Source organism: Pseudomonas sp. UBA6323 (assembly GCF_002439135.1).
In the GTDB taxonomy this organism is placed as follows: domain Bacteria; phylum Pseudomonadota; class Gammaproteobacteria; order Pseudomonadales; family Pseudomonadaceae; genus Aquipseudomonas.
This window is the reverse complement of sequence record NZ_DJSX01000049.1, coordinates 1-21,928: the sequence shown is the minus strand read 5'-3', so window position 1 is coordinate 21,928 and position 21,928 is coordinate 1. Positions and strand designations below refer to the sequence as shown.

The following is a 21,928-nucleotide window of genomic DNA, read 5'->3' as shown; positions in this document are numbered from 1 at the left end:
ACCGGAGAACGCCATGGAACAGAAACGTCCTTCCATTCCGATGCAGGTCCAGGCGTTCCGCCGTCGCCGCTGGCGGCCTCGCTGGCCCTGGGTATTGGCTGCTGCGCTGGTCGCGCTGCTGCTGATCTGGCTGGTGTCCCGGACGCCCGGCGAATCCTCAGCGCCGTCGCGCGCGCCGGTCAGCACGGCGCAGGTCGCTGGGCCACCCTGGCAGATGGGCAACCCGGAAGGCCGTTTCACGCTGACGCTCTATGCCGACCTGGAATGCCCGTTCTGCCGGGAGTATTTCCCGCAGCTCAAGCGCTGGGTCGGCAACAACACCGACGTGGCGCTGCAATGGCATCACCAGCCGCTGGCCGCGCACGAGCCTGCCGCGTCGGCCGAGGCACGTCTGGCCGAGTGCGCCGCCGAAGCGGGCGGGCATGCGGCGTTCTGGCAGGCGGTCGAATGGGTCTATGCCCACACGCGCAGCGACGGCCAGGGCTTGCCCGATGGCTTGCGTTACCCCGAAACAACGTCAGCCATCGAACAGTGCATGGCTAGCGAGCGCCCCAACGTGGCCATCCGCGCGCAGGCCGCGGAAGCCACCAAGAGCGGCGTGACCGCCACGCCGTCGCTGCGACTGCTCGATCGCCAGACGGGCCAGGCCATCCTGTTGCAGGGGCCGATCGAGGGCGATGCCTTGCTCTCGGCCATGGACCTGCTGGCGGCCGGGGAAATGGCCAGCGACGCGCCGGGTTCGCCCGCCACCCCCACATCCGAAATGCCTGCCGACGTTGTCGGCGACATGCCCAGGTAGCCCTCGGTCTTGAAGGCTACGGCGCGGCTCGCCGCGCTGACCGCTACCCGTTCGCTTTCGCATCCTGGCCGCGAACAATCACCGCCGCGCGGTGATGGATGCACCTTGTTCCGCTGTTTCCATCCCCAGGAGGGCTTGCCCTCCCAGGGTGGCGCCCTCCGCTCACTTTCTGGAGGTCCGCCATGTCTCTCGTCGCCAACGACTCCTGCGTGGAGCCACGTTTTGCCCCCATGTCCCAATCCGATGACTGGATCATCCGGCAAGCCATCGCGCTGCTGGAGCAGCGGGTCTTCAAGAAGGGGCCATCCCTGGAGAGGCCTGCCGCCGTCAAGGACTACCTGCGCCTGAAACTGGCCGCCGAGCCCAATGAAGTCTTCGCCATCGTGTTCCTCAACAGCATGCACGAGGTGCTGGCCTACGAGCCGATGTTCAGAGGCACGATCCATTCGACCTCGGTGCATGCGCGTCCGATCGTGCAGCGTGCCTTGGAACTGAATGCGGCAGCGGTCATTTTTTCTCACCAACACCCTTCGGGCTGCACGGAGCCGTCGAGCGCGGACCGTGCGTTGACCCAAACGCTGAGGGCCGCGTTGTCGCTGATCGACGTGAGGGTGCTGGATCACCTCATCGTCGGCCAGGGCACGCCGTACTCGTTCGCGGAATCCGGCCTGCTGTAGCGACGGCATCGGCTCCCTGATCCACGCGGAGGCTTCGGCCTCCGCTTTTTCATGGGCGCGAGACAAGCAGGTATGCGGGCAGTGCGCGATGCGCATTGTTTGTTGGGGCCGCGTCGGCTTCGCGTTTGACTACTGCTCTGATCAACTTCAAGGGCACGCGACATGACAGCATCCCTTTCCAGGTTCGCGCCGGGCTGGCGAACCCTCGGCCGGGCCGTGGCGCTGCCGGCAGCCCTGGCCGTTTTCAGCCCGGCCACCTTCGCCGCCGACGTGGTGGTCGTCACCGACAGCCGCCACCCGGTCAAGACCATGGGCGGCGAGCGGCTGATCGAGCTGGACGAAGCCCACAGGATTGAAGCGGAGCTTTCCGCGGGACTGCCCACCGACCCCGAACAGGCGACGGCCATCGTCAAGCGCCGGCTGAATGGCGGCGGTGCCGATCTGCAGCGACGCATCGCTTCCGCATACCAAGGCGTTACCGACGCATGGAGCCTCGGCATCACCAGCCTCCCGGCCGTGGTGGTGGACAGGCGCTATGTGGTCTATGGCGAGCCGGATGTGGCTCGCGCTGTCGCGCGCATCGAGCAGCACCGGAGGACCCAGCCGTGACCCGACCATTCGACCTGATGCGCCGCCTGCGCGCTGGCGTGGCTTCGTTGCTGCTGCTCAGCGCCACGGGCAGCTACGCCCTCAATACAGCGACCATCATCGGCTCGGTGGCATCGCCCGATTGCCTCGAATACCGCGTCGTCGGCATCTGCTACTGGCTCTACTGCACATGGACGGGCTGCACCGTGCGCACGTCGATCAAGGTGCGCCACTACATCCCCGATGCAGTGGTGTCGTCGTACTCGAATACCGGAGAAAACCCCTGGGTCGAAGTCCAGGCAATGAGCACGCCCAACCCGTCCGCCCAAGCTGGCGGCGACGGAACGACGAACGAGGATCACGAAAACAGCCTCGCCAAATTCAAGAACGCGGATGTCATCGGTCACCCCGGCGCAGAGGTGTTCAACCAGTTCGTCTCTTCGTCAGGCTACTTCTGTGAGGGCGCGGGCACGGCGTTTATGCCGTACTTGCTCAGCACCCTGGATACGCTGGCCTGGCGCTACAACGTGCCCGAGATGGCCTACCCGGAAGCGCTGATTCCGGGCCGGCGCGAAGTCGGTGCCCGTACCACGATGAATCTCTGGGGCAACGTGTATCCCCGTGGCGGCTTCCTGCACCAGACCGACGACTTCAAGGCCGGCGCAGTGGTGGCCCAGCGTGCGGGCGATGTGGTCACGCGCCGCGGGCAGATCCACGTCTATCAGCCGTTGCTTGCCAACTCCCGTGACGGCTACTGGCCGGCCGGCGCGCTGATGGAGGGCGATGCCTCGACCGGCAAGTGGCAAGAACTCACGCCCGTCCTGTCCTCGTCCTGCACGGTCTTCCCGCGCAGCGGCTTCCTTACCCAGGCCCAGCAAGGCGACTACGCATGGGCGCTGTGGCGGCCGTATGCCTGCTGCGAGCGCCGGGGCCAGGTGTTCCTGGGCAGCGTCGATTTCCTCTGAGGGGGTGCCATGAAGTTCCGTCCTGCATTCAATCCGTTCTCCCGCCGGGTACGTCGCACGGAGATCGTCCTGGCACTGGCCGGCGCGCTCGCGCTGGGCAGCGGCGTGGCCTGGGGTCAACTGGGATACCAGACCAGCGGCAGCGTCATCGGCGATGACGTCATGTACTCGATCGGTGGCGGCAACGCCGTGTCGATGGGACGTGCAGCCGGCATGCGCTCCATCGGTGTCGGCGTGGGTTGGAACAGCAACTTGATCTGCGGCGACATGAGCATCCAGACCACGTTGAAGAACCAACTTAACGGCATTACCAACGGCTTCCAGCAAATCATGTCGTCGGTGATCCAGAGTGCCACCAGTGCGGTGGCATCGTTGCCCGCACTGATCATCCAGCGGGCCGATCCCGGTCTGTACAACCTGCTCACCAATGGCGTGCTGCAGGCGCGGCTGGATTTCGACCGCAGCAAGCTGACGTGCCGTGCCATGGCCGAGAAGATGGCCGAAACGGCGGGCGGCCAACTCGGCTGGAGCCAGATGGCCGAAGGGCTGGCGCTGCGCGATGCCGTGTCGAGCACGGATGCGGTCTCGGCCATCGAGCAGGCCGAGACGCGCCGCGGCAATGACGGCGTGCCGTGGGTCGGGGGCAGCAACGCGGGCGGCTCCGGCCAGCCCGCGATCAAGGTCGTCGGCGATGTCACCCGCGCTGGCTACAACCTGGTCAACGGCCGCGGCGTGACCGACACCTCGTCCATTGCGCCGGCCAGTTGCAGCAGTCTCTCGTGCCAGACCTGGACCTCGCCGCAGGCTGCCGTCGAGTGGGCCACGCGCGTGCTCGGCGAGAAGGAGCAGCGCACGTGCGATGCCTGCACCAAGACCGAGACGACGCCGGGCGTCGGGCTCACGCCGCTGATCCAGGAGGAGTACGACGCCAAGCTGCAGGCGCTCCAGGACCTGGTAACCAAGGCCAAGAACACGACGCCGGAGAACCTGCGCGAAGCTGGCAGTGCGTCGCTGCCGATCACGCGCGGCGTGATCGAGGCGCTGCGCGACGAGCCCGACCAGCACCTGCTGTCGCAGCGCCTCGCGTCCGAGGTCGCGCTGGCATCCGTGCTGGAGAAAGCGCTGCTGCTGCAGCGCACGCTGCTCACGGGCAAGAAGGAGCCCAACGTCGCGGCGAACGAACTTGCCGTGGAGGCGGTGAACCACGAGAGCGACACGCTCGACCGTGAGATTCGCAACCTCAAGACCGAACTGGAGCTGCGGCGCGAACTGGCGAACAACTCGCCCATGGCGATCATCCAGCGCCACGGCGCGCGCGCGGCCGGTTCGCGCGGCATCTACGAGGGCGATCCTGTGCCGGACCGTCTCGACCAGCTCCAGAAGGGCAATCCGGGGAGTCGGCCATGAGCCCGGCGCGCATGGCCTGGCGGCCGCTGCGCTGGTTGTTCAGCCGGCGCGCGGCGAAGACGCTGCTGTGGCTGGTGCTTATCGTTGCCGCCGCAGTGGGGGCGAACGTCGCGGGCATCAACCTGGTCGGCAGCGTTGCAGGCTGGGAACGGTGGCTGGCGGCCTCCGCAGGGTATTTCTTCATCTGGCGGCTGTGCGTGTACGCGGCAACGGCCTATGGATGGTTCTGGATGCGCCGCCGGGTGCTGGCCCGCGAAGACCAAAGCGGGACAGATGGGCAGGCGCGGCGCCGGCTGATCCGTACCGAGGTCGCCGGCGTCGTCGCCATCGTCGCGCTGGAAGCCAGCCTGTTGATGCAGGCCGCTTGAGGGGAGATCGGGGCCATGACGCTCTTCACGACCGACTATCTGGAGTACTACCTCACCCTCGTGTCCTGGATCGTCAACAACGGTATCTGGGCCGTGCTGGTGTCCAGCGGGGTGTTCGCGCTGCCTTTCGTCGCCATCGTCGTGCAGGAGTGGCTGAAGGCCCGCGCGGAAGGCGCTGACGAGGGCAACAAAGGCGTTCTGAGTGCCGCCCGTATCGAGAACCGGGTGTTCGTCGCGATCGTGGTGGTGATGTTCGCGGGCATTCCGTTCATCGACGTGGACCTCAACACCATCCAGTACGACAGCTCGCGCTCGGCGCAGTGCCAGGTCAGCGTGCCGCAGCCCACGGAAACCGGCTGGTCGCAGTCCTTCAGCACCATCAACAACCAGTCGGCGAAGGTGCCGGTCTGGTGGGCTTTCATGCACGCGCTCTCGCGCGCCGTCACGAGCGCCTCGGTAGCGGCGATCCCGTGCGGTACGGACCTGCGGCAGATGAGGATGGAGATCGACGCGACCCGCATTGACGACCCGGTACTGGCTCAGGAGGTCGCGGACTTCTCGCGGGATTGCTATGGGCCTGCGCGGGCCAAATTGTTCATGCAGCGCCCGGATCTCGATGAGCAGCAGATGCACGACGTAACCTGGATCGGCTCGCGCTTTTTCACGGACACGGGTGGCTACTACGACAGCTACCGCTCCAGCACGGCGCGCGAGGCATGGCCCTATGACGACACCCGCGATGCAGGCCTCGCGCAGGTTGCCAATGGTGGCGGCTACCCGACCTGCAGGCAGTGGTGGTCAGACGGCAGCAACGGCCTGCGCGCGCGGCTGCTGGGGCAAGTGGACCCGACCCTGCTGAATCGCCTGGCGGGCTGGGCCGGGTTCCTCAGCCGGGCCGAGGTGGACGATTCGGTGATCCGCGCCATCGCGTCACCGCGGCAGCAGAAACTGAACCAGGGCAGCGTCTATACGGACTACGGCGGCCAGATCGACAAGACCCTGCCGAACATCGTGACGCGCGCCACGGGCGACGTGGGGATGGCAGTCGGCGCGATTGCCGCGTTTCCTGCCATGGATGTCGTGCGCCAATCCCTGCCCATGATCCTCGCCTTACTGAAGATGGCGCTGGTCATCTGCATCCCGCTCGTGCTGGTTGTGGGCACCTACGACCTGAAGACGGTCGTCACCGTCAGCGTCGTGCAGTTCGCGCTGTTCTTCACGGACTTCTGGTTCCAGCTCGCACGCTGGATCGATTCAACGATTCTGGACGCGCTTTATGGCTGGGGCTTTGGCTGGAACCGGCCGCACACCAACTTTGACCCGCTGGTAGGGTTGAACAACGCCTTCGGCGACATGCTCCTGATGTTCGTCATGGGCACGATGTTCCTGGTTCTGCCGGGATTCTGGCTGGCGAGCCTTACCTGGGTTGGGATTCGGGCCGGGCACGTCATCCAGGGACTTTCCGATGGCAGCAAGAGCGCCGGCCAAGCTGGCGGCAAGGGTGCCGGGGCGCTCACCGGAGGAAAACTGAAATAGCGCGAGGCCGGTCAGTCGTCGGTGTACAACTCGTGCGACGTGTCGTTGTACAGGTTGGGATCGTAGCCCGGCGTCTTGCGCAGCTCGGTGAGGTCGGTGAAAGGCCACTCGTCCTCATCCGAAGTATTTGCAGCAGCAGCCCATCCCGCCGCCGCAACGCCCAGCATCACGAGTGCAAACCAAAACGCAACGTAGAGCAGCACCCCCAGTACAGCCAGCTTGGCTACCCACACGAGCGCGGTAGCGCCAGCTCGCGGCATGCCCTTGGACACCAACCAGTTCGACGCCCGCCGTTCGCGTCGCGCATAGGCACGCCATCCGCGGCCAAAGGCGCGGCCGAGGCGTTCTGCGGTGCTGGTGCGGGTCGTCGTGTTCATGGTCGTCTCCTGCTGTTGAGGAATGCCTATTCCAGTTTGCTCCACTTCATTCGGTTTGCGGCTTCAATGTGTTTTCTTGCTGCTTCAGGACGCTTCGTCATCCGGCCCCACCGGGCCGGGGTCGGGTTCAACGCCGATGCGGTAGGTAACAACGAAACGCGGCCAGTCCACATGGTCCACCAGGTCGATGTCCTCGATGACGCCAACCTTCGCTCCCGCACGCTCGAACAGGGCGATGCTCTTGGCGGGATAGTTGTTGCGCGACGGATAGAGCACCCCGTCGAACAGCGCCTGGCCATCATCTCCGAGCATCGCATGCACCTGGGCGGACACCCGCTGCGTGTGCGTGTAGTCGCGGCTGGCCAACTGCTCCAGGTTCAGGCCGAAGTAGCCCGCCATGACGCCCTGCGCCGTGAGATCGGCCAGAAACACGTCGTCCATCACGCCTACTGCGCGCACCATCCGGGCCTGGACTTCTTTCAGCGCGATCGAGCGTTGCGTGTCCGCAAGCCACTGGTGCTTATGAAACACCGACTCCATCAGCGCCGTGGGCAGGTCGCGCCCCAGGTAGAGCACGCCGTAGGCCCCCGCTGGGTCATCGTAGCGATTCGTGCTGCTGCGGCCATAGTACAGCGGGCTGCCCCGATAGACGACGCGGCTCACATGCTGGAGCAGTTCACCGGCATCGATCAGGAACGAAGGCAGCTCGTGGCTCATGGCGGTCTCGCTTCAATGCACCTGGACGCCCAGCACGTTGAACACGGCCTCGGCCACGTCATCGATCGTGCCATGCGTCACCGCATCCACGGGCGAGCGACCACCCAGGCCTTCGAGGGGTTCGGACAGCGCGCGGTAGATCGTCCAGTGGTCGATGCCCTCGACCTCCTGAAGCACGGTTTGGGTCAACTGCTGCTTTACCGGGTCGAGCTGCCAGTCGGGCAGCTTCTGGCCGCGCGGCCCCACGTTCAGCGCCAGCAGCCGACGGGCGAGGATGTCCTTGTAGATTTGCTGGCGCGACTTGTCCGCCAGCTTGGCGAACTCGGCAGGCGGCAGGTTGTCCGGCTGGTTGAAGGCTTCCAGCAGCAAGGCGCGGCCTCGCTGGACATCGGTTTCAGCCGGTGTCCAGCGCGTGTCGGAGCGCAACGCGGCCGCCTTGCGCTGCAAGGCCTGCGCCACCGTTTCACCTTCCAGGTTGGCGGGCAGCGTCACCGCCTCCACGCGCTCGTGGATGAACGCCTGCAACTCAGCCGCGAACGCCGGTGCATCCCGGATTTCGACGGTATCGGCGAAGCGTCGCACATCCTCCACCGTGACTCGCGGCAGCCGGTCGGCAATGAATTCGATCGCAGTGGGCATGGTCAGCTCCCAGGTAGGTTTGAGACAGGATTCACTCTAGTCTCCTTTGTCGCATTTGTCAACTTAGTCGCCCGGGTGGGAGCCTACCTGGCGGTGTAGCGCCCCGGCAGCATAGGCCGGGGCCCAGCGCCAGGTCGCCGTCTAATCCATTCGTGCGGGTTCCGCATTGACGCTGGAGCCGCAGCCCAGGCCCCGCTATACCGAAACGGTTAAAGGCCAAAGGGTCGAAACGGCAAGGGAATGGGGTGCAAGGGGAAAGGCCCTACCTCGAAAAGGCCAAAAGGCCTCCCGCCCGGCCCGCCATCAGGACACCGACATGCTCTCCCTGTTCCAGCGAAAACGGCCCCCGGTCGCTGCCGCGCCGTCGCCAGCACCCGCCACCGACCTCCCGAAAGGGTTGATGCGGCCGGAGTCGGCCGCATCGTTGCTCGCCACCCCGCGCCGGCAGAAGCTGCTGGAACACATCTGGCAGCGCACCTCGCTTTCGCGCAAGCAGTTCGCCTCCCTGTACCGCGCGCCGCTGGAGCGCTACGCCGAGCTGGTCCAGGCCTTCCCGGCTTCCGAAGCGCATCACCATGCCTACCCGGGCGGCATGCTCGACCATGGCCTCGAAATCGTCGCCTACAGCCTAAAGCTGCGGCAGTCCCATCTGCTGCCCATCGGGGCCAGCCCCGAAGACCAGGCGGCGCAGGCCGAAGCCTGGACTGCGGCCGTCGCCTATGCCGCACTGCTCCATGACATCGGCAAGGTGGCCGTCGATCTGCACGTCGAGCTGGCCGACGGCAGCACCTGGCACCCATGGCACGGCCCGCTGCGCCAACCGTACCGCTTCCGCTACCGCGACGACCGCGAGTACCGGCTTCATAGCGCCGCGACAGGCTTGCTGTACCAGCAATTGCTCAATCGCGATCTGCTGGACTGGCTCAGTGGCTATCCATCCTTGTGGGCGCCGCTGCTCTACGTCTTGGCTGGGCAGTACGAGCACGCCGGGGTTCTGGGCGAGCTTGTCGTGCAGGCCGACCGCGCCTCCGTCGCCCAGGAGCTGGGCGGCGATCCCGCGCGCGCCATGGCCGCGCCCAAGCACTCGCTCCAACGCAAGCTGGTCAACGGGCTGCGCTACCTGCTCAAGGAAGAGCTGAAACTGAACCAGCCGGAGGCCTCCGATGGCTGGCTCACCGAGGACGCGCTGTGGCTGGTGAGCAAGACAGTCTCGGACAAGCTGCGCGCGCACCTGCTGTCCCAGGGGGTCGATGGCATCCCCGCGAACAACACGGCCGTGTTCAACGTGCTACAGGATCATGCCATGTTGCAGCCCACCGCCTCCGGCAAGGCCATCTGGCGCGCAACTATTACCAGTGAGAGTGGCTGGTCCCATGCCTTCACGCTCCTGCGCCTGGCCCCGGCGCTGATCTGGGAGCCCTCGGAGCGACCCAGCCCATTTGCGGGAACCGTGACCGTGGACAACGCCGGCGAGGCCGAGGACGGGCCGCGCCCGTCCGCACCCGACGCTGCATTGCTACCTGGAGCAGCGGTGGCAACGGAGAAGGAGCCCGCAGCAAGCAGCCGTCCAGATCAGTCGGGCGGAAGTCACGCCATACCTCCCAGCACGCAGCGCAATCCGGCCGACCCACTGGAAAGCATGCTGGCGATGTTCGAGACAACGCCTGAGCCGGAGCAGTCCGTCGAAGCCCCGCCAGAGGGTGCCGACGATGCAGCGGTGCCGCTCGACCCTCCCGCATCGGCCCCAGGTCCTTCGGCGCCGACCGCCGCGCCTGCGCCGCACGATTTCGCCTCATTTACCGGGCGGCCATCGGGCGAGCATTTCATGGCCTGGCTGAAACAGGCCGTCCAGACCCGCAAGCTCATCATCAATGACGCCAAGGCCCTGGTACATACCGTGTCCGACACGGTTTACCTGATCAGCCCTGGTGTTTTCCAGCGCTACGCACAAGAGCATCCAACCATTGGGCCGCTTGCGAAGGACGCGGCCCTGCAGGACTGGCAGTGGGTGCAGAAGCGCTTTGAAAAACTCGGACTCCACAGGAAACAGCCATCGGGTCTGAACATCAGGACGTGCGAGGTCATGGGACCGCGCAAAACGCGCCAGGTGCATGGCTATTTGCTCGAAGACCCATCGCACATATTCGATGCCGTTCCACCGAACAATCCTTATCTGTCGCTCAAATAGCCGACTAAGAGGGGAAGTGCCACACGTTCTGTTTGAACGGGTGGCAAGCTTCAGTCGATCCGAAGAGGCTCGAACGACTTGACGAGTTGGTCCACCGCCTTGACCTGCCGCAGCAGCGGTTCGAGCGTGTCCAGTGGCAGAGCGCTGGGTCCGTCACAACGTGCATGCGCCGGGTCGGCGTGTGCTTCGAGGAACAAACCGCCAATGCCGACCGCCATGCCGGCCCGCGCGAGTTCGGGCAACTGTTGGCGACGCCCACCCGAAGCCAACGCATCCGCTTCTCGCCGCTGCAGGCTATGGGTTACGTCGAACACCAGTGGCAGGCCACTGCTGGCAACGCTCATTTCGCGGAAGCCCAACATGTCCACGACGAGATTGTCGTAGCCGAACTGCGTGCCACGCTCGCACAGCAGGACGCGCGGGTTGCCAGCCTCGTGCAGTTTGTGGACGACATGCCTGATCTGGCCCGGGCTGAGGAACTGCGGCTTCTTGACATTCACTACCCGACCGGTGCGGGCAATGGCGGCCACCAGATCGGTCTGCCGGGCCAGGAAGGCCGGAACTTGCAGTACGTCGGCAACGGCAGCGACCTGCATGGCCTGCTCAACCTCATGCACGTCGGTCAAGACTGGGCATCCGAACCGCGACTTGACCGCATCGAGGACCCGCAGCCCTTCCTCCAGGCCGACACCTCGGAAAGAATGGATCGACGAGCGATTGGCCTTGTCGAACGACGCCTTGAAAACGAAGGGTATCCCCAGCTTGCGCGTCACCTCCGCGAAGTGCTCAGCCGCAGCCAGGGTCGTATCGAGATCCTCGATGACGTTGATGCCGCCGAACAGCACGAACGGCAGGTCGTTGGCGACTGTGATGCCCTCGGAAATGGCGACGTGCAGGGAGGTGGCTGATGATGTCGATCGCATAAAAATTCCTCTCGTGATGTCAACGACCGCAGGCGAAAGCGCCGAGCGTCGTCGGCGAAGAATGCCTCACGGTCTTGAGCTTTGCGTGCAGACGCGTCCACAACAGCGCTTACAGGGTCCGACCGGGGTCCGCACCGGCGACTCCGCCCGTGACCACGGTCTTCCTTCAGCGGCTCACTGAAGACCGAGCGCCTTCATCAGCCTCGGCTTCTGGCTCGCGAAGGTGCCATAGAAGACCTCGTCGCCGACGATCGTGATCGGGGCCACGCGCACGCCGGTTCGTGACTTGGCCTCCGCGGAAATCTTCGGGTCGGTCAGGTCGCGCTCTTCAAACGCGATGCCCTGCTGGGACAACCACTCCTTTAGTGCCCGGCAGTCCGGGCAAGTTGGAGTGCTATAGATGAGGATGCGCGGGGTGTTGGCTTGGTTCATGGTCGTGCCTTCACTTGCCCCGAGCGACAAGCCAACTCTTCATCATGGCGATCTCGCCTTCCTGCGCGGAGATGACCTCCTGAGCCAACTTGCGGACCTCCGGGTTCTTGCCGTACTGCAGCGCCACCTTGGCCATGTCGATCGCACCCTGGTGGTGCGGGATCATGCCGCGCATGAAGTCCACATCGGCGTCGCCGCTGAAGTCGATCATCATGTCCGCATGCATGCGGTCGTTGCCGGCACGGTAGGCGGCCGTCGAGGCATCGCCCGAGCTGCCGGCCGCCGCCTGCTGGCCGTTGTCGCCCAGCCACTTGTTCATCATGGCGATCTCGCCTTCCTGCACGGTGATGACCTCCTGGGCCAGCTTGTGAACCTCCGGGTCCTTGCCGTACTGCAGCGCCACCTTGGCCATGTCGATCGCGCCCTGGTGGTGCGGGATCATGCCACGCATGAAATCGACGTCGGCGTTGCCAGTGAACTGCGCTCCCATCCCGGCGTGCATCTGGTCGTTCACGGCGCGATACGCGGTCGTGGAAGGACTGTCATTGGCCGAGGCGCTGGAGGGCATCGCGTGCCCTTGGTGACCTCCGCCCGCACTGGCCTGCATCGCTTCACCCGACGGGACGACCACCTTCTTCTGGACGGCCATCAGGCCGGCGGCGACCACGACGGCGCCCGCAATGAACAAGAGGCTGAACTTGTTGACCTTCATGAAAAAACTCCTTGAATGAGGTTGATGGGTTCACTGTAGGGCCTCCCATTGTTGGAAGGTCAAGCCCTTATTTCGCCCGTCACTTGGCGCTGCACGGCGGTGTGCCCATGCCCATTTCAGTTGCAAGTAATTCTCAACAAAGGTAGGATGTTAGGACGTTAATAGCGAGAGTCCAGGATCATGTCCCAGCAACCGAAAGTTCACGACACCAGCGATTTCCCCATCGTCCGCTTCGACGGCGCAAGCATCTACAACGGATACAGCAGCGCCTGGTGCGCGGAAATGGATGAACTCGTCGCCTGCGGAAAGCCCTTCGTGCTTATCTACGTCGCGGGAGGGCCAGAAGAGACTCTCGACGATCGCGCTCAGCGCGGCGTCTGGCTGAAGACTCACAAGGAGACGCTTGGCGGCACATTGCTCGCGCTCATCCACGTCGAACCGGATTCGGATAAGCGAGCCCAGTTGGAGGCCATGCTGCCAAAGCTCGTCCAGGCTTTCGGTACACCGCAGTCCACCCGGGCCACCCACGCCGATGCCGAGGCGCTGGCCCGGTATGTCCTGGCGGGTGGTCGCGTCGAAGATTCGATATGAACAGCACCGTCCGGTCGCTGTAGCGCACCAAGGGCCTATCCATGAGGACCGGCTACCGCGTGCTCTCCGGGAAACAACCCGCGTTCCGATCAACGGGGCCGGCGACCGGCTGCTCGATGGAAAGCGGCATTGCCAGCGCGGGAGTCGCGCTCGGATCAACCCGATTTCTCAAGTGCCGCAATCAGCGGAGCGACCACGTTCCGCACAGCCGCCGCAGCTGCTTCTCCATCCTGGCGCTCGATAGCATCCACGATCGCCTCATGGGTCGCGAGACCCGGCTCGGGCAGTTCCTTGTCCTTCAGCGCAGTCAGCGTGTTCATGCGGACCGAGTTCGCGAAGTAGCGGTACAGCTCAGCCAGCGCGCCGTTGCCGCACATCCCGGCGATCGCGCAGTGGAAAGCCGTATCGGCCTCGGCAAAGGCCGCGCTCGATGCGTGTTGCTCCTGCTCGCCGCGGGCCTTCAACAGTCGGCGCAGCAGCCCAACGTCCGCCTTGGACCGATGCACCGCGGCCAACCTGGCCGCCTCGGTTTCCAGCATGCAGCGCAACGCGAAGTGCTCTCGCAAGCCGGAACGCCCGACACGGCGCATGACCTCGGCCGGATCGATATTGGTTCGCACGTAGGTGCCATCACCCTGGCGGACTTCCAGGACCTGGCCGTGCGAGAGCACGCGAATGGCTTCCCGCACCGTGTTGCGGCCAACCTCCAGCATCTCGGCCAGTTCCTGCTCCCTGGGGATGCGCTCGCCGACCTTCCAGGCGCCTCCCTCGATCTGGCCGCGGATCAGCTCAATCGTCGAATCGACGAGCGAACGCCGCGGCGCCTGTGGGAGTGTGAAGCGGTTATTCATCGCGGTTCTCAAATGACGTAGAGACGGGAGCCCATCGGACCTCGATTGTAGCAACTCAGGCCTTATACATAGGATGATTCTATGTATTTGACAAAAGAGCAATTGCCGACGGCCTGTGCTTCGTTGCGCGCGACATGCGATTTTCCACCACGCCCGTGCGAGCGGGATTTTTTTCAACACCTTTTGGAGTATTTCGACCATGAACAACATGCAGCACGCCCTGTCATTCAGGCCCCTTCGTTCTTCAGACGGCTTGCGCTGCCGTCCGGTGCAGGCTTTGGGAGCGATATTCCTCGGGCTGGCTTCACTCGCCTATAGCGTCACGTCGCAGGCGGCAGATGAGCCAGAGAACGTGAAGGTGGTCCGGCAATACCTTGACGCCTGGAATGGCGGGCGAACCGACGCGATGGAAAAAGTGCTCGATTCCAACGTCGTCTATTTCAATACCAGCAATGAAGCGTCCCGCACTGGGCCTCAAGCCATTACCGAAGTCTCGCAGTTTCTGATGAAAATCCTGCCCGACCGAAAAATGAAAATCCGTTCGCAGCCGGTTGCCTCCGGCGATGGTGTGGCGATCGAGTGGGAATTCACCGCCACCAAGAACAGCAATGGCGGGACGTCGCCCTCCAGTTCGACCATCAGTTATTTCGGCGCGAGCTTCTTCCGTGTTTCGAACGGAAAGATTGTCTATGCCAGCGACTACTACAACCACAACACCATGCAGAAGCAGCTTCAGCAGTAACGTAAATCCGCAAACAGGAAATCACCGACATGTCCCGCTTCATCATGCACAAGCCCTCGGCGCCGCCAGCGCAGCGGTGAGGCAAGCGCTTTTCCTCAATCCAAGGTAATTGCGCTGGTGACTTGATGAATATCTGACACGCCGGTTATCGAGCCTTGTCTCGATGAAATAGAAATCCCGAATGAAACTACCAACCACGAAGCAGGAACTCCTTGACAAGGTTCGCGCCAGCCACCGAAAGCTCGGGGTAGAAGCTGCCACCATTCCCGCCAGCCACTACCGGCACACGGCCATGATCTGGCAGGAGCCGCGCCTGCATACCAACGCTGCGATGGTCCTGGTGGACGTCATCGTCTGGAACACGATGATCCTGCAGTTCGCGCATGATCGGACGCCTGGACCTTCGGCGTCCTTTTACTCGCCGAGTGCGATGGCGCAGCGGGCCGAGCGTCTTTCTGCCGGCTTCCAGCGCCGTTTCGCGGGCAGAGACCTTCGCGAGCTGGAAGCCATGCTCACGGAGGGACAGGACCGGGTGCTCGACTGCGTGGCGCACCATTCGAACGCCTCGCTTTTCGATCCCGCGTTGAGCCCGATGAAGACCCTCGGGCGCAAGATCCAGTTCTTCACCTCCACCGCCTACGACGACGCGCTGTCGAGGCTGCGCCAGTGGAAGCAGGTGCTGTAGCGGCCGAGGCGACCCACTGCGCGGAGCGCCTCTTGCACCGCTCCGATCAGACCGGAGCTGGCAGCGCCGGCTTTCGCGCGGCCTGCCACAGCAGCGGCACCAGGATCAGCGCCAGGGCCGGGAAGATCATCCAGTTGACCGCCTGCCAGCCCGAGCTGTGCAGGATCGATCCCGCGAGGAACGACACGGCCGCCGTGGCGGCGAAGACGAAGAAATCGTTCATGCCCTGCGCCTTGCTGCGCTCGGCCGGGGTGTGGCAATCGGTGACCATCGCCGTCGCGCCGATGAAGCTGAAGTTCCAGCCGATGCCCAGCAGCGCCAGCGAGCCCCAGAAGTGGGACAGGCCGAGCCCGCCCAGGGCCACCACCCCGGAGGCGGCGAGCAGCACCATGCCGACGGCGGTCACGCGCTCCTTGCCGTAGCGCACCATCAGTCGTCCTGTGAAAAAGCTCGGCCCGAACATCGCCAGCAGGTGCCACTGTATTCCTAGGGCGGCGTTGTCCACCGAATGCCCGTGGTTGACCATCGCCACCGGCGCGGCCGTCATCACGAACGCCATCACCCCATAGGACACCACGCCCGCAGCCACGGCCAGCAGATAGCGCGGCATCGCCAAGAGCTGCAGCACCGTCCGACCGCTATCGGCGACTGCTTCGGCCTGGGTCTGGCTCGGCGTGCGCAGCATCAGCAGGATCGGCAAGGCGATCAGCGGCAGCAGCGCCTGGCTGAGGAAGCTGCCAACGTAGGGCGTGCCCGCTACCGCATCGCGCGTGAAGATCACCAACTGCGGCCCGATGATGGCGCCCGCGAGACCGCCCACCATGACCCAGGAAATGGCCTTGGCCTTAAGCGCGTCCTCGGCGGTGTCGGCGGCTGCGAAGCGGTAGCTCTGCACATACGCGCCGTAGAAGCCCGCCAGGAAGGTGCCGGCGCAGAAGATCCAGAACGAGGCCAGCATGATGCCCAACGCGGCGATCAGGCCCGAGGCCACGCCGAAGCCGACCCCCACCACGTATCCGTTGCGGCGGCCATGGTGCCGCATGATGAAGGCGGCAGGCAAGGTGCCGATGGCAAGACCCAGGCCGAACAGACTCACGGGCAAGGTGATCCAGGCCGAATTCTTGGCAAGCTGCTGGCCGACCAGCCCACCCAGCGACATCACGATGGGCGCGCTGGCGCCGCCGAGCGCCTGCGCGGCGGTGAGAACGCCGATGTTTCGGCGCGTGATGCTCTGGTCGGTCATGGGCGTCTTTCTTATTCGTTTGTCTGGCCGGAAATATTACACGCATGAATATATATTCAGTTATATGGACATGCGATGCTCACGAACCATCGCGAGCCGGTCCATCCTCGGAAGCCCCGGCGGAAGCAGCACCGTGCAGGGCCAATGCGAGCAGGTGCTCTTTCACCTGGATCAGTTGCTCCATGCGTTCCTCAACACAGGCGAGATGGCCTTGGACAGCCTGCCTTAGCAGCTCAGGTTCCAGGAACCCCTCATGTGCCCAACCCAGTAGGCGGCGCACGTCATCCAGGCCGATTCCCGAGGCACGGTAGTTGCGAATCAGGTGAAGCCGTTCGACATGGGCCGGGCCATAGCGCCGATAGTTGTTGCGTGACCGCTCCGGGGCTTGCAACAGGCCCTCCCGCTCGTAGAACCGAATGTTCTCCGGGGGGGTGCCCGTCAAGCGCGCAAGTTCACCGATCCTCATCCGGTTCTCCGTGCGCAACGATGGGGAACGCCGCCGTTGCGCATAGCCCTTATCCCGGCGACCGGGCGGATGGTTGCCCGGTGGCGCCCGATTGCACCGTGTGCTCAGTCCAGCCGCCACCCAGCGCCTTGTAGAGGTGGATGAGGTTGTTCAGCCGCGTCAGGCGCGTGCGCACCAGGGTCTGCTGCGCACCGTACTGTGTGCGTTGCGCATCGAGCAAGGTGAGGTTGTCGTCCACGCCTTCCTGGAAGCGTTGCTCGGCTAGTTGGTAGGCTTTCTGGCTAGCCGCTACCAGGAGCTGCTCCGAGCGGATCTGCTCATCAAGCGTGCGCTTGCCCGCCAAGCCGTCAGCCACCTCAGCAAAGGCCGCCTGGATAGACTTCTCGTAGTTGGCGATTTCGATCCTCTTTTGTACCTGTGCCACGTCCAGATTGGCTCGCAACGCGCCGCCGCGGAAGATGGGCAGCGTGATCTGCGGCAGGAAGCTCCAGGCCCGCGAGCCCGAATCGAACAGGCCGTCCAGCGAAGCGCTGGCCGTGCCCGCCGAGCCCGTGAGGCTAATCGTCGGGAAGAACGCGGCCCGCGCCGCGCCGATGTTGGCGTTGGCGCCGATCAGCATCTGCTCGGCGGCGCGGATGTCCGGCCGACGCGCGAGCAGTTCGGACGGCAGGCCGCTCGGCAGGTCGGTCGGCACGATGTCGTCCGGCAGCGCCACGGCCTCGTCAAGCTGCCGGGACAGCTCCGGCGTCAGCGGCTGGCCCAGCAGCAGCACCAGCGCGTTGCGGTCCTTGGCCGCCTGCCGCGTGTAGGCGGCGCGGTTGGCCTCGGCGGTGCGCAGCGCGATCTCCGCGCGGCGCAGGTCGAGCTGCGTGGAATTTCCCGCTTCCACCAGTTGGGTGGTCAGGTCATAGGAGCGCTTCTGTGTGGCGAGGGTGTCGCTCGTCAGGCGCAGCAGTTCCTGGTCGGCGCGCAGCGTGAGGTAGGCGCTGGCCACCTCGGACACCAGGCTCATCTGCGTGGCGATGCGGGTCTCGTCGAGGGCCAGGTAGGACGCCAGCGCCCGGTCGTTGAGGCTGCGGATGCGGCCCCACAGGTCCAGCTCCCAGGCGGCCGTCACCCCGGCCACGTCGTAGCGCCGGAGCACGTCGCTTTGCCCCGTGGTACTGAGGTCGGCCGGTACGCGCTCTGACGCGCCGCGGGCGGAAACGCCCAGGTTCGGCAGCATCTCGGCACGCTGGATACGGTACAGCGCCTGAGCCGCCTCCACGTTGAGCGCGGCTTTGTGCATGTCGCGGTTGTTCTCCAGCGAAATGCCGATCAACTGCTGCAGCAGCGGGTCGCGGAAGAAGTCCCGCCAACCGATCTCGGCCGTGATCGCGTCGTCGGGCGTCGCGGCCGCCAGTTCCACATAGGCCGCGCCCGAGGGATAGGCCGTGTCGATCGGCGCTGCGGGCCGGTCATACTTCGGTGCCATGGAGCAGCCAGCCAGCGCCGCCGCGAGGGCGAGCGGCGCCAGCGTCCTGGCGGGTCGTGTGAATGCGAAAGATGTTTTCATGTCGTATGTCCTCCTGGCCGTCATGCGTGCTGGTCGGTCATGCCGCCACGGGCATGGCGCGCTTCGCGGCGCAGCGCCAGCTTGCGCACCACAACGTAGAACACCGGCGTCAGCACCAGGCCGAATACCGTCACGCCCAGCATGCCGGCGAACACCGCGATGCCCATGGCGTGGCGCATCTCGGCGCCCGCACCGCTGGCCAGCACCAGCGGCACCACGCCAGCGATGAAGGCGAACGACGTCATCAAGATCGGGCGCAGCCGCAAGCGCGCGGCTTCGAGCACGGCTGCCAGCGGATCGGCCCCTTCGCTTTCCTTCGCGCGGGCGAACTCCACGATCAGGATCGCGTTCTTGGCAGCCAGGCCGACCAGCACCACGAAACCGATCTGCGTGAAGATGTTGTTGTCGCCCCCAGAGAGCCAGACGCCGGCGATCGCCGAGAGCAGCGCCATGGGTGCAATCAGCAGCACAGCGAACGGCAGCGACCAACTGTTGTACTGGGCCGCCAGGAACAGGAAGGCGAGCAGCACCGCCAGCGCGAAGATGTAGATCGCCGTGTTGCCAACCCGTTTTTCCTGGAAAGTCAGGTCCGTCCATTCGTAGGTCATACCGTCCGGCAGCGATTCGCTCACGATCTTCTCAATCGCGGCGGTGGCCTGGCCGGACGAGTAGCCCGGCGCTGGCCCGCCGCTGATGTCGGCCGAGGGAAAGCCGTTGTAATGCATCACCCGGTCGGGGCCGGAACTGCGCTCGATGGTCGCGATCGCGCTCAGCGGGATCATGTCGCCCGCTGCATTGCGCACCTTGAGCATGCCTATGTCCTCAGCCTGCATGCGGAACTGCGCATCGGCCTGGGCCATGACCCGGTAGGTGCGACCGAAGCGGTTGAAGTCGTTGACGTAGAGCGAGCCAAGGTTGACCTGCAGGGTGTCGAACACCTCGGTCAGCGATACGCCCTGCGACTTGGCCTTCACCCGGTCGATGTCCACCTGCAACTGCGGCGCATTGGTCTGGAAGCTGGCGAGCATGTTCGCCAGCTCGGGCGCCTGCATGGCCTTGCCCATGATCTGGCCCTGTGCCTGCGCAAGCGCCTCGGGACCCAGGCCCGCCCGGTCCTCGATCTGCAGCTTGAAGCCGCCCATCGAACCCAGGCCCGGCACCGGCGGCGGCGGGAAGATGCCAACGAAGCCGTCCGGGATCTGGCTGAACTTGCCCATGAGCTTGCCCTGGATGGCGAAGGCCGACAGCGACGGGTCCTTGCGCTCATCGAAGGGCTTGAGCATGGCGAACATCAGCGCGGTGTTCGGCTGGTTCACCGGTCCATTGACCGACAGGCCCGGGAAGGCCACCACGCTCTCGACGCCCGGCTCAGCCAGTGCGATCTTGGTCATCTCCTTGACGACCGCCTCGGTGCGATCCAGCGAGGCGCCGGTCGGAAGCTGGGCGATGCCCACGAGATAGTACTTGTCCTGGGCCGGCACGAAGCCCGCAGGCACCTTGTGGAAGCCCAGCCAGGTCAGGCCCAGGAAGCCGACGTAGAGCAGCAGCACGATGGCGCTGCCGCGCACCGCGCGGCGCACGCCCCCGACGTAGGAATTCGAGGCGCGATCGAAGAAGCGGTTGAAGCGGCGGAAGAAGCCGCCGAACACGCCGTCGATGATGCGCGTGAGACGATCGGGCTTGGCCGCGCCGTGGTGCGGCTTGAGCAGGATGGCGGCCAGCGCTGGCGACAGCGTAAGCGAGTTGATCGCCGACAGGATGGTCGAGAACGCGATGGTCAGCGCGAACTGGCGATAGAACTCGCCCTGCAGCCCCGACAGGAACGCCGAGGGGATGAAGACCGCTGCCAGCACCGAGGTGATGGCCAGGATCGGGCCAGTCACTTCATCCATCGCCTTGCGCGCCGCATCCTTGGGCGATTCGCCCAGCGCCATGTGGCGCTCCACGTTCTCCACCACCACGATGGCGTCATCCACCACGATGCCGATGGAGAGCACGAGGCCAAACAGCGACAGCGTGTTCAGCGAGAAGCCGAACATGTGCATCACCGCGAACGTGCCGACCAGCGAGACCGGCACGGCGATCAGTGGAATGATCGACGCGCGCCAAGATTGCAGGAACAGCACCACCACGATCACCACCAGGAGGATGGCCTCCAGCAGCGTGACGGCGACGGACTGGAGCGAGGCGCGCACGAAGACTGTGGGGTCGTAGGCGATCTTGTACTCGATGCCTTCGGGGAACTTGGCCTGCAGCCGCTCCATCGTCGCGCGCACCGCGCTGGACGTGTCCAGGGCATTGGAGCCGGGCGTCATCAGGATTTGCAGGCCGACCGCGTTCTCGCCGTCGAGCTGGCCGCGCATGGTGTAGTTGTCCGAGCCCAGTTCCAGGCGTGCGACGTCGCGCAGGCGGGTCACCTGGCCGTTGGCGCCGGCCTTGATCACGATGTCGCCGAACTGCTCTTCGGTGGTCAGGCGCCCCAGCGCATTGACGCTGACCTGGAAGGCGGCCGACGCATTCGGCTGCTGGCCGATCGAGCCGGCTGCGACCTGCACGTTCTGCTCGCGGATGGCGGCGACCACATCGCTGGCGGTCATGCCCCGCGATGCGACCTTCTCGGGGTCGAGCCAGACGCGCATTGCGTACTCGCCTTCACCGCCGATGATCACGTTGGCGATGCCCGGCAGGCGCGCCAGTTCGTCGCGCACGTTGAGCATCGCGTAGTTGGACACGTACAGCGGGTCGTAGCGGTCCCCCGGCGAGAGCATATGCACCACCATGAGAATATCGGGCGCGGTCTTGTCGGTGACCACGCCGATGCGCTGGACCTCGGGCGGCAACCGGGGCAGCGCGCGTGAGACGCGGTTCTGCACCTGGATCTGCGCGACGTCGGGGTCGATGTGCTGCTCGAACGAGATGGTCAGCACCATCCGCCCGTCCGTGGACATCTGGGACTGCATGTACATCATGCCTTCCACGCCGTTGACCGCCTGCTCCAGCGGCGATGCCACGGTGTCGGCGATCACCTGCGGGTTGGCGCCGGGATAGCTGGCGGTGACCTGCACCGTCGGCGGCGTGACCTGGGGGTACTCGCTCAGGGGGAGCTGGAAATAGCTGATCGCGCCCGCGATCAGCATCAGCACCGACAGGACGATGGCGAAGATCGGCCGGTTGATGAAGAAGCGGGGGAAATTCATTTGCGGGCCTCCGCCGAGCCGGCCGCGCCGTCAGCCTTGGCGGGGTCCGCGCCACCGGCCTTGGCAGGCGCCGCAGCGGGAGCCGGAGCGTTTGCCGCAGCCTTGGTCGCGCCGGTCGCGCCGGCGGCCGGTGCCGCGGGCGCCTGCATGGGCACCATGCGCGGCGTGACCGCCATGCCGGGGCGCACGAGGCCCTTGATGATGATCTTCTCACCGGCCTGCAGGCCGCCGTTGATGACGCGCAGCCCGTCCACCACCGGCCCCAGTTCG

The 21,928-nt window shown here is 65.1% G+C and carries 22 protein-coding genes and 1 pseudogene; 11 read left to right on the top strand and 12 right to left on the bottom strand.

Annotation, left to right across the window (positions count from 1 at the left end; translation table 11 throughout):
- Positions 1-13 precede the first annotated feature (13 nt).
- From B3P22_RS11355 to B3P22_RS11325, 7 genes are all read left to right on the top strand, one after another.
- A complete protein-coding gene (locus tag B3P22_RS11355) occupies positions 14-799 on the top strand; it encodes a DsbA family protein (RefSeq protein WP_012614069.1) in 786 nt (261 codons plus the stop codon).
- Positions 800-981: 182 nt separating this feature from the next.
- Positions 982-1,476 (top strand): JAB domain-containing protein, encoded by a 495-nt coding sequence (locus B3P22_RS11350; protein ID WP_003821118.1) that lies wholly within the window; start codon positions 982-984, stop codon positions 1,474-1,476.
- 162 nt (positions 1,477-1,638) lie between these two features.
- Positions 1,639-2,085 (top strand): TIGR03757 family integrating conjugative element protein, encoded by a 447-nt coding sequence (locus tag B3P22_RS11345; RefSeq protein ID WP_003821119.1) that lies wholly within the window; start codon positions 1,639-1,641, stop codon positions 2,083-2,085.
- Positions 2,082-3,029: a TIGR03756 family integrating conjugative element protein gene (locus B3P22_RS11340; protein ID WP_012614067.1), complete on the top strand. Its 948-nt coding sequence runs from the start codon at positions 2,082-2,084 to the stop codon at positions 3,027-3,029. The genes B3P22_RS11345 and B3P22_RS11340 overlap by 4 nt, the downstream gene beginning before the upstream one ends.
- A gap of 9 nt (positions 3,030-3,038) precedes the next feature.
- Positions 3,039-4,436, top strand: a complete 1,398-nt coding sequence (locus B3P22_RS11335) for an integrating conjugative element protein (RefSeq protein WP_003821123.1) — start codon at positions 3,039-3,041, stop codon at positions 4,434-4,436.
- Positions 4,433-4,804: a hypothetical protein gene (locus B3P22_RS11330; RefSeq protein ID WP_003821125.1), complete on the top strand. Its 372-nt coding sequence runs from the start codon at positions 4,433-4,435 to the stop codon at positions 4,802-4,804. The genes B3P22_RS11335 and B3P22_RS11330 overlap by 4 nt, the downstream gene beginning before the upstream one ends.
- A gap of 15 nt (positions 4,805-4,819) precedes the next feature.
- Complete coding sequence (locus tag B3P22_RS11325; RefSeq protein WP_296271052.1) at positions 4,820-6,340, top strand: conjugal transfer protein TraG N-terminal domain-containing protein; 1,521 nt, start codon at positions 4,820-4,822, stop codon at positions 6,338-6,340.
- A gap of 11 nt (positions 6,341-6,351) precedes the next feature.
- Here B3P22_RS11325 and B3P22_RS11320 read toward each other — a convergent pair whose 3' ends face one another.
- The 3 genes from B3P22_RS11320 to B3P22_RS11310 all read right to left on the bottom strand — a co-directional run bounded on the left by B3P22_RS11320 (position 6,352) and on the right by B3P22_RS11310 (position 8,073).
- Positions 6,352-6,717 (bottom strand): DUF3742 family protein, encoded by a 366-nt coding sequence (locus tag B3P22_RS11320; protein WP_003821127.1) that lies wholly within the window; start codon positions 6,715-6,717, stop codon positions 6,352-6,354.
- A gap of 84 nt (positions 6,718-6,801) precedes the next feature.
- Positions 6,802-7,434, bottom strand: a complete 633-nt coding sequence (locus B3P22_RS11315) for an RES family NAD+ phosphorylase (RefSeq protein ID WP_012614066.1) — start codon at positions 7,432-7,434, stop codon at positions 6,802-6,804.
- Between the two features lie 12 nt (positions 7,435-7,446).
- The gene (locus B3P22_RS11310; RefSeq protein ID WP_003821129.1) at positions 7,447-8,073 is read right to left on the bottom strand and encodes an integrase; all 627 of its coding nucleotides are present in this window, start codon (positions 8,071-8,073) and stop codon (positions 7,447-7,449) included.
- Positions 8,074-8,389: 316 nt separating this feature from the next.
- Here B3P22_RS11310 and mobH point away from each other — a divergent pair, with 316 nt between their 5' ends.
- The gene (gene mobH, locus B3P22_RS11305; protein ID WP_003821130.1) at positions 8,390-10,261 is read left to right on the top strand and encodes a MobH family relaxase; all 1,872 of its coding nucleotides are present in this window, start codon (positions 8,390-8,392) and stop codon (positions 10,259-10,261) included.
- A 50-nt stretch (positions 10,262-10,311) separates the two neighbouring features.
- Here the strand turns inward: mobH and kdsA are convergent, their stop codons facing one another.
- The 3 genes from kdsA to copM form a co-directional block, all read right to left on the bottom strand.
- Complete coding sequence (kdsA, locus tag B3P22_RS11300; protein ID WP_003821131.1) at positions 10,312-11,184, bottom strand: 3-deoxy-8-phosphooctulonate synthase; 873 nt, start codon at positions 11,182-11,184, stop codon at positions 10,312-10,314.
- A gap of 174 nt (positions 11,185-11,358) precedes the next feature.
- The gene (locus tag B3P22_RS11295; RefSeq protein WP_003821132.1) at positions 11,359-11,616 is read right to left on the bottom strand and encodes a glutaredoxin family protein; all 258 of its coding nucleotides are present in this window, start codon (positions 11,614-11,616) and stop codon (positions 11,359-11,361) included.
- A gap of 10 nt (positions 11,617-11,626) precedes the next feature.
- Positions 11,627-12,328, bottom strand: coding sequence for a CopM family metallochaperone (gene copM / locus B3P22_RS11290; RefSeq protein ID WP_003821133.1), 702 nt, complete (start codon positions 12,326-12,328; stop codon positions 11,627-11,629).
- Positions 12,329-12,508: 180 nt separating this feature from the next.
- On the opposite strand from copM, the gene B3P22_RS11285 reads away from it, so the two are divergent.
- On the top strand, positions 12,509-12,919 hold the full coding sequence (locus tag B3P22_RS11285) for a hypothetical protein (RefSeq protein WP_012614065.1): 411 nt from the start codon (positions 12,509-12,511) through the stop codon (positions 12,917-12,919).
- A 155-nt stretch (positions 12,920-13,074) separates the two neighbouring features.
- Here B3P22_RS11285 and B3P22_RS11280 read toward each other — a convergent pair whose 3' ends face one another.
- On the bottom strand, positions 13,075-13,770 hold the full coding sequence (locus tag B3P22_RS11280) for a FadR/GntR family transcriptional regulator (protein WP_003821135.1): 696 nt from the start codon (positions 13,768-13,770) through the stop codon (positions 13,075-13,077).
- Positions 13,771-13,969: 199 nt separating this feature from the next.
- Between B3P22_RS11280 and B3P22_RS11275 the strand changes: the two genes are divergently transcribed.
- Positions 13,970-14,512, top strand: coding sequence for a nuclear transport factor 2 family protein (locus B3P22_RS11275; RefSeq protein WP_015912832.1), 543 nt, complete (start codon positions 13,970-13,972; stop codon positions 14,510-14,512).
- Between the two features lie 181 nt (positions 14,513-14,693).
- A complete protein-coding gene (locus B3P22_RS11270; RefSeq protein ID WP_003821138.1) occupies positions 14,694-15,197 on the top strand; it encodes a ClbS/DfsB family four-helix bundle protein in 504 nt (167 codons plus the stop codon).
- 46 nt (positions 15,198-15,243) lie between these two features.
- Here the strand turns inward: B3P22_RS11270 and B3P22_RS11265 are convergent, their stop codons facing one another.
- The 5 genes and pseudogenes from B3P22_RS11265 to B3P22_RS11245 all read right to left on the bottom strand — a co-directional run.
- The gene (locus B3P22_RS11265; RefSeq protein ID WP_021204989.1) at positions 15,244-16,440 is read right to left on the bottom strand and encodes an MFS transporter; all 1,197 of its coding nucleotides are present in this window, start codon (positions 16,438-16,440) and stop codon (positions 15,244-15,246) included.
- A 79-nt stretch (positions 16,441-16,519) separates the two neighbouring features.
- Entirely contained in the window at positions 16,520-16,906 is a 387-nt protein-coding gene (locus B3P22_RS11260; RefSeq protein ID WP_015912830.1) for a MerR family transcriptional regulator, read from the bottom strand.
- A gap of 49 nt (positions 16,907-16,955) precedes the next feature.
- Entirely contained in the window at positions 16,956-18,461 is a 1,506-nt protein-coding gene (locus B3P22_RS11255) for an efflux transporter outer membrane subunit (protein WP_003821143.1), read from the bottom strand.
- 20 nt (positions 18,462-18,481) lie between these two features.
- Complete coding sequence (locus tag B3P22_RS11250; RefSeq protein ID WP_012614062.1) at positions 18,482-21,658, bottom strand: efflux RND transporter permease subunit; 3,177 nt, start codon at positions 21,656-21,658, stop codon at positions 18,482-18,484.
- Positions 21,655-21,928, bottom strand: a pseudogene (locus B3P22_RS11245) (efflux transporter periplasmic adaptor subunit); the annotation flags it as partial. The gene B3P22_RS11250 and the pseudogene B3P22_RS11245, both read right to left, overlap by 4 nt.

Coding starts and splice junctions, on each gene's coding strand:
- B3P22_RS11355 (WP_012614069.1), top strand. CDS start 14: ATGGAACAGAAACGTCCTTCCATTCCGATGCAGGTCCAGGCGTTCCGC.
- B3P22_RS11350 (WP_003821118.1), top strand. CDS start 982: ATGTCTCTCGTCGCCAACGACTCCTGCGTGGAGCCACGTTTTGCCCCC.
- B3P22_RS11345 (WP_003821119.1), top strand. CDS start 1,639: ATGACAGCATCCCTTTCCAGGTTCGCGCCGGGCTGGCGAACCCTCGGC.
- B3P22_RS11335 (WP_003821123.1), top strand. CDS start 3,039: ATGAAGTTCCGTCCTGCATTCAATCCGTTCTCCCGCCGGGTACGTCGC.
- B3P22_RS11330 (WP_003821125.1), top strand. CDS start 4,433: ATGAGCCCGGCGCGCATGGCCTGGCGGCCGCTGCGCTGGTTGTTCAGC.
- B3P22_RS11325 (WP_296271052.1), top strand. CDS start 4,820: ATGACGCTCTTCACGACCGACTATCTGGAGTACTACCTCACCCTCGTG.
- B3P22_RS11320 (WP_003821127.1), bottom strand. CDS start 6,717: ATGAACACGACGACCCGCACCAGCACCGCAGAACGCCTCGGCCGCGCC.
- B3P22_RS11315 (WP_012614066.1), bottom strand. CDS start 7,434: ATGAGCCACGAGCTGCCTTCGTTCCTGATCGATGCCGGTGAACTGCTC.
- B3P22_RS11310 (WP_003821129.1), bottom strand. CDS start 8,073: ATGCCCACTGCGATCGAATTCATTGCCGACCGGCTGCCGCGAGTCACG.
- mobH (WP_003821130.1), top strand. CDS start 8,390: ATGCTCTCCCTGTTCCAGCGAAAACGGCCCCCGGTCGCTGCCGCGCCG.
- kdsA (WP_003821131.1), bottom strand. CDS start 11,184: ATGCGATCGACATCATCAGCCACCTCCCTGCACGTCGCCATTTCCGAG.
- B3P22_RS11295 (WP_003821132.1), bottom strand. CDS start 11,616: ATGAACCAAGCCAACACCCCGCGCATCCTCATCTATAGCACTCCAACT.
- copM (WP_003821133.1), bottom strand. CDS start 12,328: ATGAAGGTCAACAAGTTCAGCCTCTTGTTCATTGCGGGCGCCGTCGTG.
- B3P22_RS11285 (WP_012614065.1), top strand. CDS start 12,509: ATGTCCCAGCAACCGAAAGTTCACGACACCAGCGATTTCCCCATCGTC.
- B3P22_RS11280 (WP_003821135.1), bottom strand. CDS start 13,770: ATGAATAACCGCTTCACACTCCCACAGGCGCCGCGGCGTTCGCTCGTC.
- B3P22_RS11275 (WP_015912832.1), top strand. CDS start 13,970: ATGAACAACATGCAGCACGCCCTGTCATTCAGGCCCCTTCGTTCTTCA.
- B3P22_RS11270 (WP_003821138.1), top strand. CDS start 14,694: ATGAAACTACCAACCACGAAGCAGGAACTCCTTGACAAGGTTCGCGCC.
- B3P22_RS11265 (WP_021204989.1), bottom strand. CDS start 16,440: ATGACCGACCAGAGCATCACGCGCCGAAACATCGGCGTTCTCACCGCC.
- B3P22_RS11260 (WP_015912830.1), bottom strand. CDS start 16,906: ATGAGGATCGGTGAACTTGCGCGCTTGACGGGCACCCCCCCGGAGAAC.
- B3P22_RS11255 (WP_003821143.1), bottom strand. CDS start 18,461: ATGAAAACATCTTTCGCATTCACACGACCCGCCAGGACGCTGGCGCCG.
- B3P22_RS11250 (WP_012614062.1), bottom strand. CDS start 21,658: ATGAATTTCCCCCGCTTCTTCATCAACCGGCCGATCTTCGCCATCGTC.